This window comes from Sporosarcina siberiensis, assembly GCF_042681925.1.
Classification (GTDB): Bacteria; Bacillota; Bacilli; order Bacillales_A; family Planococcaceae; genus Sporosarcina; species Sporosarcina siberiensis.
The window spans coordinates 117,550-136,763 of the sequence record NZ_JBHUGI010000034.1 but is presented as its reverse complement, the minus strand read 5'-3'; the positions used below and the strand labels follow the sequence as shown (position 1 = coordinate 136,763).

Annotated in this window: 16 protein-coding genes and 1 riboswitch; of the genes, 14 read left to right on the top strand and 2 right to left on the bottom strand. The window is 39.1% G+C overall.

The genetic code is table 11. The annotated features are described in order from the left end of the window. Window positions 1–47 precede the first annotated feature (47 nt). From ACFSFY_RS14685 to ACFSFY_RS14665, 5 genes are all read left to right on the top strand, one after another. The gene (locus ACFSFY_RS14685; RefSeq protein ID WP_381539295.1) at window positions 48–701 is read left to right on the top strand and encodes an XRE family transcriptional regulator; all 654 of its coding nucleotides are present in this window, start codon (window positions 48–50) and stop codon (window positions 699–701) included. Window positions 702–966: 265 nt separating this feature from the next. Then, complete coding sequence (locus tag ACFSFY_RS14680) at window positions 967–1,347, top strand: hypothetical protein (RefSeq protein ID WP_381539293.1); 381 nt, start codon at window positions 967–969, stop codon at window positions 1,345–1,347. Window positions 1,348–1,481: 134 nt separating this feature from the next. Beyond that, complete coding sequence (locus ACFSFY_RS14675) at window positions 1,482–2,918, top strand: phospholipase D family protein (protein WP_381539291.1); 1,437 nt, start codon at window positions 1,482–1,484, stop codon at window positions 2,916–2,918. A 367-nt stretch (window positions 2,919–3,285) separates the two neighbouring features. Further along, a riboswitch (cyclic di-GMP riboswitch) is annotated at window positions 3,286–3,369 on the top strand. 126 nt (window positions 3,370–3,495) lie between these two features. Further along, entirely contained in the window at window positions 3,496–5,199 is a 1,704-nt protein-coding gene (locus tag ACFSFY_RS14670) for a sensor histidine kinase (RefSeq protein ID WP_381539642.1), read from the top strand. After that, window positions 5,199–5,834, top strand: coding sequence for a response regulator (locus ACFSFY_RS14665; protein ID WP_381539289.1), 636 nt, complete (start codon window positions 5,199–5,201; stop codon window positions 5,832–5,834). The genes ACFSFY_RS14670 and ACFSFY_RS14665 overlap by 1 nt, the downstream gene beginning before the upstream one ends. 446 nt (window positions 5,835–6,280) lie before the next feature. Here the strand turns inward: ACFSFY_RS14665 and ACFSFY_RS14660 are convergent, their stop codons facing one another. Further along, on the bottom strand, window positions 6,281–6,832 hold the full coding sequence (locus ACFSFY_RS14660) for a helix-turn-helix domain-containing protein (RefSeq protein ID WP_381539287.1): 552 nt from the start codon (window positions 6,830–6,832) through the stop codon (window positions 6,281–6,283). A 164-nt stretch (window positions 6,833–6,996) separates the two neighbouring features. On the opposite strand from ACFSFY_RS14660, the gene ACFSFY_RS14655 reads away from it, so the two are divergent. The 5 genes from ACFSFY_RS14655 (at window position 6,997) to ACFSFY_RS14635 (ending at window position 12,582) form a co-directional block, all read left to right on the top strand. Continuing rightward, window positions 6,997–8,715 carry a thiamine pyrophosphate-binding protein gene (locus tag ACFSFY_RS14655; RefSeq protein ID WP_381539285.1) on the top strand — a complete coding sequence of 573 codons (1,719 nt, stop codon included), beginning with the start codon at window positions 6,997–6,999 and terminating at the stop codon, window positions 8,713–8,715. A gap of 21 nt (window positions 8,716–8,736) precedes the next feature. Beyond that, window positions 8,737–9,519 carry a VOC family protein gene (locus ACFSFY_RS14650; RefSeq protein ID WP_381539283.1) on the top strand — a complete coding sequence of 261 codons (783 nt, stop codon included), beginning with the start codon at window positions 8,737–8,739 and terminating at the stop codon, window positions 9,517–9,519. Between the two features lie 25 nt (window positions 9,520–9,544). Next, window positions 9,545–9,670 carry a hypothetical protein gene (locus ACFSFY_RS14645; protein WP_381539281.1) on the top strand — a complete coding sequence of 42 codons (126 nt, stop codon included), beginning with the start codon at window positions 9,545–9,547 and terminating at the stop codon, window positions 9,668–9,670. Window positions 9,671–9,801: 131 nt separating this feature from the next. Continuing rightward, the gene (locus tag ACFSFY_RS14640) at window positions 9,802–10,989 is read left to right on the top strand and encodes a M20 metallopeptidase family protein (protein ID WP_381539280.1); all 1,188 of its coding nucleotides are present in this window, start codon (window positions 9,802–9,804) and stop codon (window positions 10,987–10,989) included. A 24-nt stretch (window positions 10,990–11,013) separates the two neighbouring features. After that, complete coding sequence (locus ACFSFY_RS14635) at window positions 11,014–12,582, top strand: ABC transporter substrate-binding protein (RefSeq protein WP_381539278.1); 1,569 nt, start codon at window positions 11,014–11,016, stop codon at window positions 12,580–12,582. A 310-nt stretch (window positions 12,583–12,892) separates the two neighbouring features. Here the strand turns inward: ACFSFY_RS14635 and ACFSFY_RS14630 are convergent, their stop codons facing one another. Further along, complete coding sequence (locus ACFSFY_RS14630) at window positions 12,893–14,839, bottom strand: alkaline phosphatase family protein (RefSeq protein ID WP_381539640.1); 1,947 nt, start codon at window positions 14,837–14,839, stop codon at window positions 12,893–12,895. Window positions 14,840–15,432: 593 nt separating this feature from the next. Between ACFSFY_RS14630 and ACFSFY_RS14625 the strand changes: the two genes are divergently transcribed. The 4 genes from ACFSFY_RS14625 to ACFSFY_RS14610 all read left to right on the top strand — a co-directional run bounded on the left by ACFSFY_RS14625 (window position 15,433) and on the right by ACFSFY_RS14610 (window position 19,123). Continuing rightward, a complete protein-coding gene (locus ACFSFY_RS14625) occupies window positions 15,433–16,890 on the top strand; it encodes an IS1182 family transposase (RefSeq protein WP_381539277.1) in 1,458 nt (485 codons plus the stop codon). A 314-nt stretch (window positions 16,891–17,204) separates the two neighbouring features. Then, window positions 17,205–17,651 carry a GatB/YqeY domain-containing protein gene (locus ACFSFY_RS14620; RefSeq protein ID WP_381539275.1) on the top strand — a complete coding sequence of 149 codons (447 nt, stop codon included), beginning with the start codon at window positions 17,205–17,207 and terminating at the stop codon, window positions 17,649–17,651. Between the two features lie 156 nt (window positions 17,652–17,807). Next, a complete protein-coding gene (locus tag ACFSFY_RS14615) occupies window positions 17,808–18,182 on the top strand; it encodes a DUF378 domain-containing protein (protein WP_381539273.1) in 375 nt (124 codons plus the stop codon). A gap of 194 nt (window positions 18,183–18,376) precedes the next feature. After that, the gene (locus ACFSFY_RS14610) at window positions 18,377–19,123 is read left to right on the top strand and encodes a hypothetical protein (RefSeq protein WP_381539271.1); all 747 of its coding nucleotides are present in this window, start codon (window positions 18,377–18,379) and stop codon (window positions 19,121–19,123) included. Window positions 19,124–19,214: the final 91 nt, after the last annotated feature.

The following is a 19,214-nucleotide window of genomic DNA, read 5'->3' as shown; positions in this document are numbered from 1 at the left end:
ATACTGTGGTGTTTTCACACCTTGGAATATAACTGGAGGTTTTGTACATGGTTAATACGGTACAGGAATTGTTTTCAAAACGATTAAGAAAGTTACGGGAAGACAGCGGAATAACGATGGTCGAACTTGCAGGAGTTCTTGGTATGAGTCAGGCGACGATTTCCGAATGGGAAAAGGGGAATAAGTTTCCTAGAGCGGGCGCTTTACAAGGATTGGCTATTCATTTCAATGTTCCTATGGAATACTTTTTTAAAGAGGACGTTCTACTCGTAACTGAAACGGTAAAGATTCCACTGTATACAAAGGCTTCCCAATCTACGCAGTCTATGTGTAATGGGATTTCGGATAAAAAAGTTGAGTATATTAAACTACCAGCAAGCTTTTTAGGATCTTATTATAATGAAGATGGTCTGGAAGCGTTTGTGGTTCTCGAAGACGGTATGGATCATTTATTTCCGAACGGATCAACAATTGTTGTAAAAAGAGTTGAACAAAGGGATTTAGTGGATGGGGATATTGTTGTATACTTTTTCCAAGACGCATATGCGATTAGGCGTTTTAGAAAGAATGATGCCAAGAACGTGTTTTTATTTAAACCGGAATCTACCAATCCTTTACTGTATGATGTTGTCATACCATTCGAGGAAATTGGGAATGTGGAAGTTCTAGCTAAAGTAATCTGGTACGGTGTTTTGGTTTAACAAACAGTGCCTCATTATTAAACTATAAAAACAGCCTGGAATTCAATTGAATTCCAGGCTGTTTTTGTGTAAGTGTTTGGCACTCAAAGAACTAAATCAGCATACAATACAAATGAGTCGCCATTACTAGAATTGCCAGAATAGTGTAAGAGTTGTAAAGGGGACTGTCACCACTAAGGGGGTGTAGATTATAGCCGCACCGACCATTCAATCTGTATTTGAACAGATTTATATTCTGTTGATCAAGTTCAGTGGGAAAATACAAGTGATTCAAAACCTGTCTTATCACATTACGGGAAGATTATCGGCACCATTGCCAGAAGAATGGAATGCTTTCAATCGTTCGTTCAATGAAGGAACGTACTATCATTACAGATGTCAGGGGTATGTGGAGTGTTTTAGAGCAACAAATGCGTACTCTAATTACAGCGTAAATCTTTGGATTAACGAACTTGTTTATCCGGCAGCAAAGAACTTCAAACAAGCAATGATGGACCTTGAACAATTGAAAGCCAATACTACAGTTGCCGAGCTGCAAGAATTTAAAATCCTGCAGCAACAAATACAAGAATTCCAGCAAATAGCGATGGTTATTATTCAAAACGCCAATCATTTAAATACAACGACGGCCCCCTTAAAAATGTAGGGTGCCGTCTTTTGGTTTGAGTTGACTGAATAGTTTCTAAAATATAAAAAGGATTGTCACCAAGATAGTGTTTGCAACCTTGCAACAATGGGGATACATCTATAACTATTTAGATTTTGAGTGGAGATGGGTATGTGAAGAAGAAACGGAAGAAAACAATATGGATTGGTGTAGGAATATTTGGTGTGCTTTATGCGAGTGTTATTTTATGGCATACATACAAACCGCTTCCGAAAGGGATTTCGTATGCAGGTGGTGTACATAAAACAGATGATCTGACGTTTTTTACGGATTTATCGTTCGCGACAGATCAAGAAGGCAAAAACATCGTAAATGAATTAGCGATTTTCGATGAAGTGTACAAGATGATTGACGAGGCTGAAGAATTTATTGTCTTGGATTATTTTCTATTTGATCATTATTCGGATGAAGGTATAGAATTTCCCAAAATTGTTCAAACATTGACGGCAAATCTTGTGAAGAAAAAAGAAACTCATCCTGAAATGCCCATTGTATTTATTACCGATCCATTGAATAGTGGATACGGTTCGTATGAATCGAAATGGTTTAAGCAAATGGAGGATGTTGGCATCGAGGTTGTTTACACCGATTTAGATCAGCTTCGTGATTCTACACCGCTCTATTCAGGTTTGTATCGAACGCTGTTTCGCTGGGCTGATTTTGGCAGTGAGGGTTGGATCGGAAATGCGATGTCGAGTGATGCTCCGAAGTTGAAACTCGCTTCCTATATGACGATGATGAATATTAAAGCGAACCATCGTAAAGCGGTCATTACCGAAAAAGAAGGACTGATTTCTTCAGGGAATCCACATAATGCAAGTGGTTTTCATGGTAATATTGCATTTAAAGTAACGGGACCGGTATTGAACGACATTTTAGAAGCGGAGGAATCCGTTGTAAAGTATACGACCGGTGGAACGCTTCCCCGTATTGATGATGTAGAAGAAAGTACTGGGCAATATGAGGTGCAATATGTGACTGAACGAAAGATTTTAGATGCATTACTTGAGGATATTGCCAAAACGGAAGAAGGAGATTTGATTCGTCTCGGTATGTTTTTCATTGCAGAAGGTGAGATCATTCAAGCGTTTGTGGACGCTGCAAATCGAGGTGTTCAAGTGGAAATGATTTTGGATCCGAATGAAAATGCATTTGGTAATGAAAAATCAGGACTTCCAAATCGACCGGTTGCGCAGAAAATGGTGGAGAAGACAGACGGCAAAATAAAGGTTCGCTGGTACAATACCGTCGTCGGACAATATCATACAAAACTGGTTCTAATTCAAACAAAGGACGAGACGTATATATCCAACGGTTCCGCGAATTTAACTGAGAGAACGCTGGACAATTACAATTTGGAAGCAAACTTACGAGTCATTGCTCCAACCGAGAGTGAATTTGTTCAGGAACTCGACAGCTACTTCAGTAAACTTTGGACTAATGAAGACGCAGTGTACACATTGGATTTCGAGGAGTATCAAGACGGATTCACATTTTATCAAAGAGGGCTTTATAACTTGCAGAAGTTCTTTAAATTAACAACATATTAAAATCCTTTCCAAGTCTTTCGTGACTTGGAAAGGATTTTTTTAATGTTTTAGGAATTGAACCAGAAAACAGTAGTAGTCAGAATAGTGTCTGAATTGTAAAGGGGACTGTCACCGTTCTACCGAAATAAATCTGAAAAGATTAACATTCGTCAGTATTCAAATGACAAAATCCATTATAGAATTGGGATAGTGTTGGAGTTGTGTGAGTGAAGGACAACCCAAGAGAGGAAAGGGCTTAGGTAAAAAGAATCATCTTTATCGAATGCGATACAATCTTCTGAAAATATACATAAATAGAACCAATTTGCTGACACCAAACGACAATGTATTCAAACTGGCACGGTTATACTATAAATATAAACGAATAATCAATCTAGGAAACGATGATGTACATCCTTTATTTGGGCACCTTGGATGTATGGAGTAACTGGTGCAACCGGCCTAATTAAACGTGGACAATTTGTTCCGTTTAGTTGGGCTTTTATTTTCCATAAAATAAAGGGGGAATTTACTATGGTGCAAGCCAGAAAAGTTTTTATCCTTCTAAAACGAGTGTTTGGAGATGAGGATTTTGCAAATGCAAATGGTTAATCACTTTACTCACGAATTAAGCAAGAAACCACCCGGACGAATGCAATATCTTCTATTGTATCGGGTTCTTTCATTAGGGCTCAGTTGTTTGTTCTTCTATTTATTTGGACCGACGTCTTCGATTCTTTTTTATGCGACAATCATTGGCTCGCTCGTTATCGTAGGTTGGGTGGTCACAAAAGTACAAAAAAAGTATGAAGGGAATACAAAGGCTTTACAAGCAATCGTGATGGCGGAACTCATCGGATTGACCTTGCTGTTAATTCCAACGGGTGGCATTTCAAGCGTTTTTATATGGTACGCGCTCAATCCGGTTCTCGTAGCAGCCCTTTTTCTCTCACCCGTCTATTGTTATGCGATGCTGGCAATTTTCCTAGGCACTGCGACATGGATCACGCAGAACGTATTTCAAACCGATTTACTAACCATCGTCCAAAACAATTCCTATTTCTATTTAGTATGCATACTCATCACATTACTTGTGAGACTTTTTTCGAGACTCGCGATGGATTTAGATGCAAAAGCAATGTATCTCAAAAAACAGCAAAAAGAACTGTTGAAAATCAATACCGAATCGATAAAAGCGAACATGAAGTACGAGGAAAGATTGGAGCATATCCTATCTCTTTATCATGTAGTCGATACCCTTTCTTCCAATAAAAACCCTGAAAAACTCATTTATGAAATCAATAAAACACTCATGAAGTGTACGCAAAGTACGGAATCGTTTGTGTGGTTAACGGACAGTAATCATCAAAAAAGTCATCTCGCCAATTCAACAAACAATCCCGATTTGGAACAAGGGCTTAAAAAGGAATGGCACGTTTTACGTGGAACGAAAGAGGCCTTTATTTACACCATTCATAATCAAGTCTTTTTAATGAAAGTCATTAGAACTTCAACGAACGTAGGTGTGCTTGGAGTGAAATCGACAAGTTTCGGTGCAGGTTCATTGGTGGGGCGAACGTTTGAGTATATTGCGGATTTAAGTGAAATCATGCTTGAACGAATCCACATGGATCATATGGCGGGACAAATGCTCGTAGTTGAGGAGCAAAACCGCATTGCCAATGAAATTCATGACAGCGTATCGCAAAGGCTGTTTGGTATCGTATATTCTTTGCATAATTTAGGGGTCAAAAACAACCAGAGTGCAAATAGTGAGATGAATCAAGAATTCAAGTTTTTGGAACAGTCCGCGAACACAACGATTAAAGAGCTTCGGGCAGCCATTTATCAGCTGAGTTCTATAAAGAATGGGGAAAACTCATTTTATATGCGACTGAAAACATATTTAGATGAATATGCAAAACTTTATGACATTCAAATAAATCACCAAATGATTGGCAATGAACTATTGATATCAGATGAGCTGCAAAATGCACTGTACCGTATTGTGTGCGAGGCTTGTGGAAATGCGGTTCGGCATGGGAAATGCACTACAATCGAACTCAATTTATCGGTATTGGAGAACAAAACGATTCTGGCCATTCAGGACGATGGACTGGGAATTACTCAGCAGCCTTTAGGTTTGATTAAAGAAAAGGGGATCGGTCTTCTGAATATAGAACGATTGGTATCCGCTTTTTCGGGCACATTTTCAATCGATGGAACGACTCGGCAAGGGACGGAACTTATTATTGAAATACCTGCACTAAAAGCTTTGAAGGAAGAAGAGGTGGCTGGGTAATGAAAGTTGTTATTGTAGATGATCATCCTTTGGTTCGAAAAGGGTTAAAATCCCTACTTACGTTAGATGGGTCCATGGAAGTTCTGGGCGAAGCGGCAAATAGTAGAGAGGCGCTGCTTTTATTCAGTTCGGTCAAACCTGATTTGGCTATTGTAGATCTTCGATTGGGATCAGAATCGGGCTTGGATTTAATAGAAGAAGCTCTTAGGCAAGGGGTTGAGTGTAAGTTTGTCGTGTTTACTACTTCTTCAAATGAGGATATGTTTAGAAGGGCGAAAGAAATAGGGGTTGCTGGTTATATTTTAAAAGAGGCTTTTCCAGATGAACTTCTACATGCTTTGCGACTGATTGGTAGAGGACGCAGATATTACGATCCCGGTGTGTTGGATATGATTATGGAATCCAGTACGTTGACTGAAATAAATGACTCTAGAGAACAATTGACACCGAGGGAGAAAGAGGTGTTGATTGAGATGGGTAAAGGTTTATCCAATAAAGAGATTTCAAATAGTTTGTTCATCACGGAATTCACGGTGAAAAAACATGTGAGTCAAATATTAGCGAAGCTGGATGTGTCGGATCGAACTCGTGCGGCGCTGTATGCGAATGCACATGGGTTTGTTACTTATGTTTGATTGAGGGTGTTAATATGCAAGTGAAGAAAGTCCATACAAAGTTGATTTGCGTTTCTTGCGGACGCGTTCCACGGGGCAGGAGGAAAGCCTCCTCGGTCGCTATCGCTCCACTGCGGGGTCTTACCTATCCTGCTTCATCCCGCTGGAGTCGCCGCAATCCACTCCAATCAACTGGATATTCTGTAATTAAAGAGGAAAGACAAAGTGGTGGCTGTCCTTAGAAATTTCTGGTTGGACAATCCCGGTGCTTGGTTGGACAAACCCGAGTCTTGGTTGCACTAAACGAATCTGGTTGGACTAAATAAAGTTTGGTTGCACTAACCCGGTGCTTGGTTGGACTATACGCGACGTTGGTTGGTTAAACACCTTATAAAGGGGACTGTCTCCACTCAACCCCTTGAACTAAAAAACTTGTGACCTCCTGTTTTCAGGAGGTCACAAGTTTTTTAGTGTTTGGCGTAGATGTATAACAGCTTTACGGGCTGTGTGGTGTTGTTGAACCACGTGTGTGGTGTGGTTGAGTTGATGTGGAAGCTTTCGCCTTTTTCGAGTTGGACTTTTTCGTCTTCTATGATGACGGTCAATGTTCCCTCGAGGACGTAGACGAATTCTTGTCCGTTGTGAATGGATGCGTTTACTTCTTCGTCGGTCGGCATAAGGACGACGAGCATTGGTTCGAATAACGGATTCTCCAGTTTTTTGGACAGACTTTGATATACAAAACTCGAATTATGAAAGTTGAAATGTGACTTGGATTCGATTTTCTCTTTATCAATTTCTATTTTTGCAGCTGGTTTTTCTTCAGTTTCAAAAAAGTAGGCTCTACTTACTTCTAGAGCATCTGCTATTTTTGAAATGGATTGTAGTGTTACTGAAGATTTTGATGTCTCTACTTGTGATAGAAAACCTTGGGATAGACCGGTTAACTCTGCTACCTCTTTTAACTTTAAGCCTTTAGAGAGCCTTATTTCACGTATTTTTTGTCCGATGTCATCCATATTCATATCTCCTTGTCCTAAAAAGATCTTTACTTAAATTCTATTATAACATTAAAATAGTATTAGTGGCACTTAAAATAGTTGTTGCTTTTTATAACCACTACTAATATAATCAAATTAATTCATAATTGCGAATTAAAAATATTAGGAGGTATGAATAAATTATGAGAGTAGCAGATGCGGTAGTAAAGTTGTTGATTGCTAATGATGTAGAGATTGTTTTTGGGGTTCCTGGGGATACAAGTATGGATTTTCACAACGCTTTTGAAAAGCATCAAAATGAAATTCAATATTTGTCGTGTAGAGATGAACGACATGCTGCTTATATGGCCGATACTTATGCGAGAGTGTCCGGTAAGCCGGGAGTCTTGGATGTGCCGAGCGGCGGGGGACTTTTATATGCATTACCGGGTCTTAGTGAGGCAACGGCTTCTTCGATTCCCATCGTTTGTTTTTCTTCCGATATTTCAACGGAAAGTGAAGGCACTGGGGCTTTAACAGAATTGAAGCAAGAAGAGGTTTCGAATGCTGTTACGAAATGGAATGTGACGCTTCGGAAAGCATCGAAAACACCTCAAGTCATTAAAAAAGCATTTAGAATAGCTGCAAGCGGCCGCCCTGGTGCAGTTCATATTTCCATACCAGAAGATATTCATGAACAAGAATTTGATTTTAAAGAAAGCGATTTCAAAAAATCCAATTACTTGAGACATATTAATGCACCTAAATCAGAAGACTTAAAAGAAGTTGCTGAAAAAATAAAAGCATCTGAAAGACCCGTTATTCTCGCTGGAGGCGGAGCGCATTTATCGCAAGCATATAAAGTGTTGACAGACTTTGCGAATAAATACGGAATACCGGTTGCGACTTCAATTAACGGAAAAGGCTGTATTGCAGAAACAAACAAACATGCGGTAGGCGTCATTGGCGTAAACGGCGGAACTGACCAAAGTAATGATGTTGTACGAGAAGCGGACACTGTCATTGTGTTGGGTTCAAAACTAAATAACGTAACAACTGTAGCTAAAACATTACTCAGAGACGATCCAACAATCATTCAAGTAGATATGAGTGAAGAGATTTTGGAATTGAATGTGCATACAGATCTTGCGTTTATGTGCGATATCCAACAATTTTTAGTAGGTTTGGATGAAGAGTTGCAGGAATCGGGTTATTCACAGACAAGTGTTTCATGGCAAGAGTTTTATCAAGATAAAGTGAAAGAAAAACAGGAGCAAGCACAAATAGAGGCGGATGAAGATTCGGCACTTGTCAATCCGGCTAAAATCATCAATTGTTTAGACAAAATGACGGATGAAAATCATCTATTTGTAGTGGACGCTGGAACACAAAACCCGTATATGGCCGCTCATTATAAAGTTAAAAAAGCAAGCCGCCAAACAGTCTTTGACCGAGGTCACGGGAATTTAGGATATGCACTTTCCGCTTCAATTGGTGCTTATTACGGGAATTCAAAAGCGTCGAAAGTGTTCTCGATGTTTGGAGATGGAAGTTTTGCAATGTCGGTAGGAGAACTTGAAACAGCGAGAAGAAAAAACTTGCCAATCGTGTTCATGCTCTTCCAAAACAACGCCTACGGTTGGATCAAAAAGTTACACCAGCTTTACCATAATGAAGAATACATCGCAGTCGACTTTTCTGAAATTGATGGTGCAAAAATTGCAGAAGGATTTGGGTTGAAGAGCAAAAAAATATTGAATAACAGTGATGTTCAACCAGCGCTCGATTGGGCAATGGAACAAGATGGACCTGTGTTCTTAGACTTTATTATTACGCCGATTACAGAACTTGTTCCACCGGTAACCAATTGGAGAGCAGACAGCAAAAAAGATCCAAAAGACCGACGTGCCTTGACGTACTAAGAGAAGGGAGTGCAAAGAGAATTGTATCAGCTTGACCATGTTGTCCATTATTTAGAACGTCCAGAAGCTGAAACTCTTAAGTTGAAAAATCACCAATTGAATGTAAGGAATGGTGGATCTCATGAAAATCGGCCGACGTACAATTCTTTACTGCATTTCGGTCTTTCATATGTTGAATTTCTTTCCATCAGCAATAAAGAACTTCTAGAAGCTCTCCCGCATGGTGAATCGAGCATGATTCAATCCATCATCAATAGAGGATACCAGGAAGGATTCGCCCGATTTATTTTACGAACAACAGACATTTATGCTGTGAAAGAAAAGCTGGAAAAGAAAGGCCTCGTTACAGAAGGTCCAGTCGTTTTGCAAAGAAAAGATCAAAACGGTGAGCTCATCTCATGGAAACTTTTGTTTCTAAAGGATCCTGAAGGGGGTTTGGATTTACCCTATATTATTGAATGGGATGAAAAGGATGCTGCAAGAGTACAACGTCTTGTTAGAAGTGGTTTATTGGCAGATACCGATAATCATAGTGAAAAAATCAGTCAGTTGAACATCGTTGCCAAAAATCCGACTGAACTTGCTGCGAAATGGGCGTATTATTTTGATGTTGCCTATGATGAAGCGAAAGCGTCTGTTGTATCCTTTTCAGATTTCCAAATTGTATTCTATTCGATAGAAAACGTCTCAGAAACCGAAAGCAATCGGCTCCATAATGAACAAGGGATTTTTGAAGTCATCATAGACGGTATTGAACGTGACACACTTGAATTTGCGAATGGCTTGTATACGTTTAATAAATAAACACTAGTAAATGAGGTTGAGTCGGATGGCTCCTAATAAGGAAAACATAGTGCCAACGAATGTTTATTTTGAAAAGCGTGCGGTACATTGCACGGTTGAAAAAGGAACTTCACTTAAAATCGACTTGTTAATTATTAATTATTGGAAATAAGAAAACCAAACTATATTCAAAGATTTCTACTATTACTACAGTGAATAATGGGAGTGTTGCTGGAAATTTAAAAAATTAATGTTGGTAGCTGCTTTATTAACTTTAAAAAGAGTTAGAAATGGAGAGATGATATGGATATCCATAAATTACACGAAGATTTAGAACTGATTTTCCCGAAAATGATAGAAATACGAAGAGATTTCCATATGCATCCAGAAATTTCTTTTCAAGAAGTTAGAACACCTAAAATTATTGCAGACTACTTGGAAAATTTAGGACTAGAGGTCAGAAAGGGTGTAGGAGGAAGAGGTGTTGTAGGAATATTAAGGGGAGGTAAAAAGGGTAAGACTATTGCATTGAGGGCTGATTTTGATGCGTTGCCCATCCAAGATGAGAAAGAGGTTACCTACAAGTCCACAATATCTGGAGCGATGCATGCCTGTGGCCATGACGGACATACAGCAACTTTGTTAGGTGTAGCTACAATACTAGCGAAATATAAAGAAAAGATAAAAGGAAATGTTGTTTTTATTCACCAATTTGCAGAAGAATTACCACCTGGTGGAGCAAGATCTATGATTGAGGACGGTTGTTTGGATGGAGTGGATGTGATTTTTGGTGCCCATTTACAAGGTGGATTACCAGTTGGTGAAGTATTCTATCGTGAAGGCTATACAATGGCGGCATCGGATTTCTTTGAAATTAAAATAACTGGTAAAGGAGGACATGGCGCTTCTCCCCATCTAACTGTAGATTCATTAGTCACTGCAAGTCAGCTCGTTCTAAATTTACAACAAATTGTAAGTCGAAAAGTAAATCCAGTAAACCCAGCAGTACTCTCGGTAGGCGCTTTTAATTCTGGTAGTGCTTTAAATGTGATTCCTGAAGGAGCTTACATTGGCGGTACTATTAGAACGTACGATTCAGATACGCGTGATTTAATGGAAAACGAGTTGAAGAAACTTGCATTAGCTACATGTCAATTAAGTGGAGCAACCTGTGAAGTTGTTTATGATCGAGGTTATGATGCTGTTTGGAATCATCCAAATGAGACCAATTTTATTCGAAAAATAGCAAGTGGTGTAGTAGGCGACGAAAATGTAAAGGAGAGGGAACTTGGAATGGGAAGTGAAGATTTTGCTTACTATTTAAATGAAGTTCCGGGCAGTTACTTTTTTGTCGGTGCAAAACTGGAGGAACCAGATCTCGTTTACCCACATCATCATCCGCGCTTTGATTTTGATGAAAGTGCAATGTTGATTACAGCTAAAGTATTTGTTTCAGCTGTTTTAAGTTTTAATGAAGAGAACTCAAAATGAGATATGGGAGAGGTGTACTTTATTATGAAGTTTATTAAAACTAAACTGATTTTTACTGTTTTACTAGCAGTTATGTTAACTGGATGCAATTCGGAAACGACAGATGATCCCGGAAAAGATGAAACTTCAAATAAACAAGACACGCTGAATGTGGCTTTAGTTACGCAACCTCCTACTCTCGATCAGCCCACAACGACGGCTACTGTTGCTAGAGACACTGCTCGACTTATGTTCGAGACATTACTAACAACAGATTCTGAGTACAAAGCTGTTCCAATGTTGGCGGAATCCGTTGATACGAGCGAAGATAATAAAACATATACATTTCATTTGAGAAAAGCGGTTAAATTCCACAATGGGGATGAAATGAAAGCAAAAGACGTCGTCGCATCTATGAATCGATGGATGGAAAAGTCATCAATAACTGGTGCAATATTTGAAGGGGCTACGTTTGAAGAACAAGATGAATACACTGTGGTTTTACAACTAATGAAACCTTCTCCACTTACTTTGGATACAATGGCGTCAGCAAAGATGGCTGCAGCAATTATGCCGAAAGATGTTGTTGAAGCTGCTACTGAAGATGGAGTGGGGGAATATATAGGAACAGGTCCATTCAAGTTTGTAGAATGGAAACAAGATCAGTATATTAAATTTACTAAATTTGACGATTATGTTCCCGTGGAAGCGAATGCAGATGGATTGGCGGGGAATAAAGAAGCGTTGGTTAAAGACATCTTCTTTTACATTGTATCGGATGCCTCTACGCGTTTAAATGGATTAAAGACTGGGGAATATGACTTTGCCTACACAATCCCTTTCGATAACTACGAGCAACTACAAAATGAAGAGGATTTATATCCGGTTTTTGATACTTATGGAGAAATGCTTTTAATATATAATGAAAATGAAGGACTCTCTTCCAAACTTGAAATGAGACAGGCAATTAATGCTGCACTTGATATAGATAAAATTATGATGACATCTTTTGCAAATAAAGATTTATACTGGCTTCAGTCCGGTTATATGACCGATAAAGTTAGTAATTGGGCAAGTAATGAAGGAAGTGAATTTTATAATCAGAAAGATCCAGAAAAAGCTAAAAAGCTATTAGTTGAAGCAGGTTATAATAATGAAGAATATAGAATTATGACTACCCGTGATTATCCGCAGTTCTATAATGCGGCTGTAGTAATGCAGGAGCAATTAAATGCAATTGGTGTAAATGTGAAATTGGAACTTTATGATTGGCCTACACTTTTGGATAAGCAAAATAATGCTGGTGCTTGGGATGTGGTTATTACGGGATCGTCTACGGTAACAACACCATCACAACTAGTATCCTTAAGTCCTTCTTTTGCAGGAGGAATGCATGACCCTAAAATGACTGAATTACTACATTCATTGGAGACATCAGACAACCATGAAGACGCAAAAAAGATTTGGGATGAACTACAAGGATACGCGTGGGAAAAACATATGCCAATTACAATTTTAGGTGGATACAATAATTTATATGGTGCATCAAATAAAGTTGAAGGAATAACTACTCTTTCTGGCCCGATTTATTGGAATACATCTGTTAGTGAATAGCAATTAATTTTGTAACTAATTATAAATATTATTAATCAGAAGTTAGACATTGTTTGTATATGTCTAACTTCTTTCTATTTGATAAATGGTCTATTTCTTGATTAAATCAAAAATAGACTACTTTTTTCGTGAGTGATAATAACACAAAAAAGTTTGGTTGGACTAAAAATGTTTTGGTTGGGCAAACCCGTTGCTTGGTTGTACTAAACGAATCTGGTTGGAGTAAATAAAAATTGCTTGCACAAACCCAACGCCTGGTTGGACTATCGACAAATTTGGTTGGACAACACCTTTTTAGCATTCCACAAACCTATTCCCCACCCTCAAGCATCTCCCGAATAACCTTCCCGTCCATAAACCCTGGCGCGTCCAACCCCATTAATTCATATAACGTCGGCGCAATATCGAGCGTGGAAATTTCCTCCTTAATCTCGCCTTTAGAATACGAACCACCCGTCACATACAAAATCGGACGCAGTTCCGTTCGCTCGGGATTGCCTCCGTGGCTGCCGCGGTCTTCTGCTAGTTCGACGGAGGAACCGATGTCGTCTTGGCCGATGTAATACCCTTGCTTCGCAATCAACAACACGTCGCCGGCTTGTTCGTGTTCTAGAATTTCCATGTCCTCGTCTTTTTCTCCAACTGAAACTACTTTTTCGAAGGGACTTTCTTTCGACCCGGCCAACACTTTAAAGAAAGAGCGTTCATCATCTTGACGAATGTCTTCGTTCCATCTGTGATATAAATACTTTACTCTGTTGATGAAAGAGGGTTCTGTCGCCTTAAAATCGGTAAAGAGCTCCTTGATTTCTCGTTGAACTTCGGGATACTCCTCTTCGGTCACGACGCCGTTTTTCTCTCGGTCTTCCAAGTTGATGTAAATATGTGCAATGGCTCCACTTGCGACAGCAAAGGCCTTCGATTTTTTAGAATCAATGTTACCGTCTTTGTCTTTAATTAAAAGCCCGGCCTCTTCAAGTTCATGATTGGGAGAAATCATCGTGTGGACAGGTTCCATACCGTGATCCGAAACGAGTAAAAGGCGATCGTTTTTGTTCATCGTCTTCAACACTTCGCCAACGGCTTGATCCGAAAGCTCATACGCCCATGTAATGTACTCCATAAACTGTGCCGACTTTTTCTTTGTATAGTCCAACTGTCTTGGGTCTACTAATAAGTATTTATGTTCTTCATGGTCAATTTGTGGATAATAAAAGAATAAAATATCGGGTTTGTACTGTTCTTTAATATACAGCGATACATCGGTTGTCCACTGCGCAAAACGTTCCTGAATGTCTTCGTAGTCCACGCGCGTGATCCAACCCTTTTTAAGCGCATCGTCGTCGTATTGGACAGGAAGAAACCCGAATTCAGATGCGATGTTTTTTTGAAATTGTGCGGGTCCTTGTACGTCCGCTGAAGTGACTTCCGTTCGATAGAGTTCAACTTTGTCAAGAGTAGGATCTGGTTCTTTTAATTTGAATGAAAAGCCAGCGAGGTGATCCGTATTGATTAAAAATGAAATCGAACCCCATTCGGAATCTGAAATCGAATCCATTACTACTCCATTTTTCTTTGTATAAAAATAAAACGTATCGTAGTCCTTTTTTTCGTTATCCGTTGAATCCACAGCTAAAATATACACTTTCTGATCCATTGAGTCTTCCAGTTTCAATGTAAGAGTCGCTTCCTGAACCGGACTGAAACTTTCGGGAAGGTCCGTCCACTCAATGGGTACTGTAAACGTTAAATCATCCAAACCGTTTTTAGCCCATGTCGTTCCAAAATAAACGGCGTATGTAGCTTTATTTCCTTGTGAAGGATTGGAACCTGGGAAGAGAACGGTTGCTGTTGTTTTGCCTTGCTTCTTCGCTTCTGCCCAAATCGGTGTGGCGTCCAGCGGTGAGAAAAATGCGCTTTTATTGTCGGCTAAATCCGTGTTGGACATGCGCAAGTGATTACTGATCATTCCTGTCTTACCAGGCATTGCGCCGGTAGCCATCGCAGCGTGGGAAGCTGAAGTTAGTGAAGGATAAATCGTTCGAATGTCCTCAGCAACCAGGCCACTATCCGCGACTTTCTTAAAGTTTGGCAGCAATCCATCGTCTATGTAGTTCTTCGTGAAATCATGGCGCATTCCATCGAATGAAACGACCATATATGTAGAACTCTCCTCACTCTGTGCAGTTGATGTCTGCGGTAAAAATAGTTGAGTGACCAAAACTACTACAATGAAGGAAGTTAACTTCGCACTCACTCTCAAAAATATGCACCTCTCTCGTTGTATATAGATTCCCAGCTCATATTCCCGATATTGGAGTATGCAAAACCATAATAAAGAATTATTGGGATTTCTAATGGTGTGTGGTTTTCAAATTCGCTTGGCGCTAGCGATGGCCTTACGCAAGGAGCTCGGCAGAAGTACACTGCCAATCTCCTTGCATCGGCTCAGGCTTGACGCTTTGGCGCTGGATTAGTTCATTTTCCTAGATTGTATTTTAGTGGTCTCTCCTTGGGGTGTGACTGGAGATTTATATTGTTTGTGGGACGGTGGTTTCTAATAGTTTTTTCTATGACTATGCAAATCTGAAATAAGCGTATGTAGTTGACTGAATAGTGTCTGAGTTGTAAAGGGGACTGTCACCGATGTCAACCGATGTCACAGTCTTTATTTGATTATGTACTATCCGTTGATTGGAGCGGAGGACGGTTGACTCCTGGGGGATTTAGCGTGAGGCCACTGAAAAAGTCCGATTCTAAATTAAATCTTTGAAAAGTCCGATTTCTATCAGACTTTTTAAGGATTTTTTTGTATAATAAATTTATTACATAACTTCGAGGTGAGTACGAATGATTTCAATTCAAGATGAATTCAATTTAAGTCCACTCAGTGTGATTTACGATTTAATTGTTCCCAAAAACAATTTGTTGAGACAAATCAATGATTTGGTCGACTTTTCATTTGTATTCGATGAATTGCAATCTAGTTACTGCCACGATAATGGCCGTATGGCCATTTGCCCAATCCGCATGTTTAAGTATTTATTATTAAAATCCATTTACAAACTTTCAGACGTGGATGTTGTGGAGCGTTCTCAGTTCGACATGTCTTTTAAATATTTCTTAAATATGACACCTGAAGAAGATGTTATCAATCCCAGTTCTTTAACTAAATTTCGCAGGGGTCGTCTAAAAGATAATCAGTTGATGGATTTGTTGATTTCAAAAACAATTGAAATCGCATTAGAAAAAGATGTCATTAAAAGTCGTTCAATAATTGTAGACTCTACTCATACTAATGCTCGTTACAATCATAAGACCGCAAATCAATTTCTCCAGGAGAAATCGAAAGCTGTAAGAAAAGCAGTTTATCAATTAAATCCGGATTTTAAGGAAAAATTCCCCACAAAACCCTGTTCTTCAGATGTTGAAGAAGAATTAACATACTGCCGACGAGTGATTGAAGCGGTAGAACAACATTCCGATTATGCAGATATCCCTGTTGTAAAAGAAAGATTAAACGTCCTTAAAGAAACCATAGAAGACTTTACAATAGAATTAAGCTATTCAAATGACAAGGATGCCCGATTCGGGCATAAAACAGCAGATCACTCTTTCTTTGGATATAAGACACATATCGCAATGAATGAAGAACGTTTGATTACTGCAGCTATAATCACAACGGGAAATAAGAATGATGGGAAACATCTACAGGAACTGGTAGAAAAAAGTAAATTGACAGGGGTAAAGGTAGACACAGTAATCGGCGATACAGCTTACTCAGCAAAAGAAAATATTGCCTATACAAAAGAACGACAAATTGAACTTGTCTCGAAGCTGCATCCAATTATATCTAATGGTATTCGATCTAATAATGAAGATTTTGTGTTTAATAAAGACGCAGGAACCTATTCATGTAAAGCCGGACATTTAGCAAAAAATATCAAAAGAGAAATAACCGGACAAAATAAGAGAAATCCCAGAACCCGTTATATGTTTGATGTAGAAAAATGCAAAGTCTGTCCTTTCAAAAAGGGATGTTATAAAAATGGTGCAAAATCAAAATCATTTTACGTCGCTCAAAAATCTACGGAACACCAAGAACAAATGGTTTTTCAAGAATCCGATCAATTCAAGAAAATGGCTAGAGAACGATATAAAATAGAAGCAAAAAATAGCGAATTAAAACAAAGACACGGGTATAAAAAAGCCATTGCCTCGGGTCTATTTGGCATGCAAATACAAGGTGCAGCGACCATATTTGTGGTCAATCTTAAACGAATTATCAAACTGATGAATGAAAAATAAGGGGCATATACCCTTATTAAAGTAGAGAGTTGGATTCCAAAATGGAATTCAACTCTTTTTCTTTTTATTTAATCCGTTGTGGATGTAAAAACTGAAAGTTTTTCAGTGGCCTCATTTAGCGTGACTGTTGAGACCCTGGACTGAGCGTAGCGAGGGAAGCGGCTCAACGCACGCCCCCCGGAAAGCAACCGTCTGTAGCGCAAATCAACGATTTCCCGACCAATCTAAATCAAAATTTTTTCCAATTGGAATAAACGTGCGATATAATTAGGTATACGAAGTATTGGATTTAAAAATCGGAAAGGAAGTTTACTATGACACTGAAAGAACAGCTAAAAGGTTCGATGAAAGAATTAATGAAAGCTAAAAACAAAGAGGACTTAACAAGCGTTCGTTTGGTTCTTAGTACGATTCAGAAAAAAGAGATTGATAAAAACGACGGGGTAGACTTAAGCGATGCAGAAGTGATGCAAATCATCCAAACGGAAATTAAGCAAACTCACGAGTCATTAACATACGCAAAACAAACGAATAAAGAAGAGATGATTACGAATCTTAATAACCGTGTTGAGCTACTGATGCAGTATTTGCCGAAGCAGTTGACTGAAGATGAAGTTCGAGTGGTTATTGAAAAAATTATTGAAACAAACGGATTTTCCGGTAAGCAAGACATGGGCAAGGTAATGGGACTTGCAATGGCTGAGCTTAAAGGGAAAACAGATGGCGGTTTGATTAGTAAAGTAGTTAAAGATGCGTTGTAAAATCTATTTAGAAATAAGTGCTGCGGAGGAAATCTCTGTGGCACTTTTTTTTGTTAAATTTTATGTATGAAATATCGATTTTGGAAGAAGATAAGTTAGAAATTGCGAGAAAAAATATTTGTTGCGTATTTAATTAGAAAGAAGGAGGTTGAGTGTATGAGAACGATACAACGAATTGCATTGGCGTTGGTGATCATTGGGGCAATAAACTGGGGCTTGATTGCATTGTTTCAATTTGATTTAGTGGCCACTCTATTTGGTGGACAGGGTGCGTTATTATCTCGAGCGGTTTATGGTCTTGTAGGTCTGAGTGGTATTGTTTGTTTGGGGCTTTTGTTTAGTCCGATGGAAGATGTGGACGAGGTTGTTGTCGATCGGACGGAGCGCGGTCGGTTGAATAAGTTGAATTACGATACGGAGTTTGGCGAGGAAACAGGTTTTGTGAAGAGACCAACTGAGTTTAAGAAGCTGGATGAGCATAGGATCCAGAAAGCACAGAAGGATTATAATAATAAGAATAAAAAGAAGTGATTTGTTGATGCACAAGTAACCGGTTCGTCCGGTGCTTGTGCTTTTTCGTGTTCTTTGACTGCGTTTCATTCTACATGACGTCAAGGGACCTGTTTCGATTTAGAAAAGTTTAACGATTGGACGGTACCCCAAACTACCATTTCATGATAAACTAATAGATATATAATAGGTTGGAAGGGGAAGTCTGTAAAAACATGAAGAAAAGTCTTAAAATCTTTTTAACTATTTCTTTAATTATTATTCTTGGTGCAGGAAGTTATTTACTCTATCTCTTTAAATTTAAAGATTATGACGTGGCGGACAATGAAATTGATAAAATAATGGAGGATACTTATAGTATTGAGCTTCCGGATGGCACTGTGATTACAGTGGACGGAGAAGAACCTGCTCCCGATAAGATCGAAGAGGATACTGCGGATAGCGACGCTGCTACTAGTGGCACTTCCGATAACGACTCAAGTTCAGATACGAGTTCAAACTCGAACACGAGCTCAGGCACAAATTCAAATAACAACACCGTTTCAAGCACTACTGAATCCAGCCCAGGTACACCAGGAACAGGCACATCTGGAAAAAACGATGCAGCAAAAGAAACAACTGTAGCTTCAATAAAAGGAAAATATACACCGGCATTCGAGTCACTGCAGTCCCAAGCGGATGGTAAACTCAATTCACTCATCGGCCGTGCAAAAAAAGAATTCTCTGATAATAAAGCACAAGGGAAAAAAATCGACTTTCCGTACTTTTATAATAAATATTATGGTGCAGCAGAAGCGCTCGAAGGACAAACAGACACTGTGTTCAACAGTGTGTTGAATGCTGTCGAAAAAGATCTCGCAGCAAACGGCTATGATAAATCCTACGCACAAAGCTATGCAGATGATTACAATGCACGAAAAAAAGCAAGACGTGATGAACTTCTGAAAAAAGCGATGAACTAATAGGGTACACAATAAAAAAGTCCTCTCAAGAAGTTGTACATCTTGAGAGGACTTTTTGTAGGTTTCCGAGTAGCCCGTTGCTTTCCGTTCC

Bases quoted from the DNA above. Each gene is read 5' to 3' on its own strand.
- ACFSFY_RS14685 (WP_381539295.1), top strand. From the start codon at position 48: ATGGTTAATACGGTACAGGAATTGTTTTCAAAACGATTAAGAAAGTTA.
- ACFSFY_RS14670 (WP_381539642.1), top strand. From the start codon at position 3,496: ATGCAAATGGTTAATCACTTTACTCACGAATTAAGCAAGAAACCACCC.
- ACFSFY_RS14665 (WP_381539289.1), top strand. From the start codon at position 5,199: ATGAAAGTTGTTATTGTAGATGATCATCCTTTGGTTCGAAAAGGGTTA.
- ACFSFY_RS14660 (WP_381539287.1), bottom strand. From the start codon at position 6,832: ATGGATGACATCGGACAAAAAATACGTGAAATAAGGCTCTCTAAAGGC.
- ACFSFY_RS14655 (WP_381539285.1), top strand. From the start codon at position 6,997: ATGAGAGTAGCAGATGCGGTAGTAAAGTTGTTGATTGCTAATGATGTA.
- ACFSFY_RS14645 (WP_381539281.1), top strand. From the start codon at position 9,545: ATGGCTCCTAATAAGGAAAACATAGTGCCAACGAATGTTTATTTTGAA.
- ACFSFY_RS14640 (WP_381539280.1), top strand. From the start codon at position 9,802: ATGGATATCCATAAATTACACGAAGATTTAGAACTGATTTTCCCGAAA.
- ACFSFY_RS14635 (WP_381539278.1), top strand. From the start codon at position 11,014: ATGAAGTTTATTAAAACTAAACTGATTTTTACTGTTTTACTAGCAGTT.
- ACFSFY_RS14625 (WP_381539277.1), top strand. From the start codon at position 15,433: ATGATTTCAATTCAAGATGAATTCAATTTAAGTCCACTCAGTGTGATT.
- ACFSFY_RS14620 (WP_381539275.1), top strand. From the start codon at position 17,205: ATGACACTGAAAGAACAGCTAAAAGGTTCGATGAAAGAATTAATGAAA.
- ACFSFY_RS14615 (WP_381539273.1), top strand. From the start codon at position 17,808: ATGAGAACGATACAACGAATTGCATTGGCGTTGGTGATCATTGGGGCA.
- ACFSFY_RS14610 (WP_381539271.1), top strand. From the start codon at position 18,377: ATGAAGAAAAGTCTTAAAATCTTTTTAACTATTTCTTTAATTATTATT.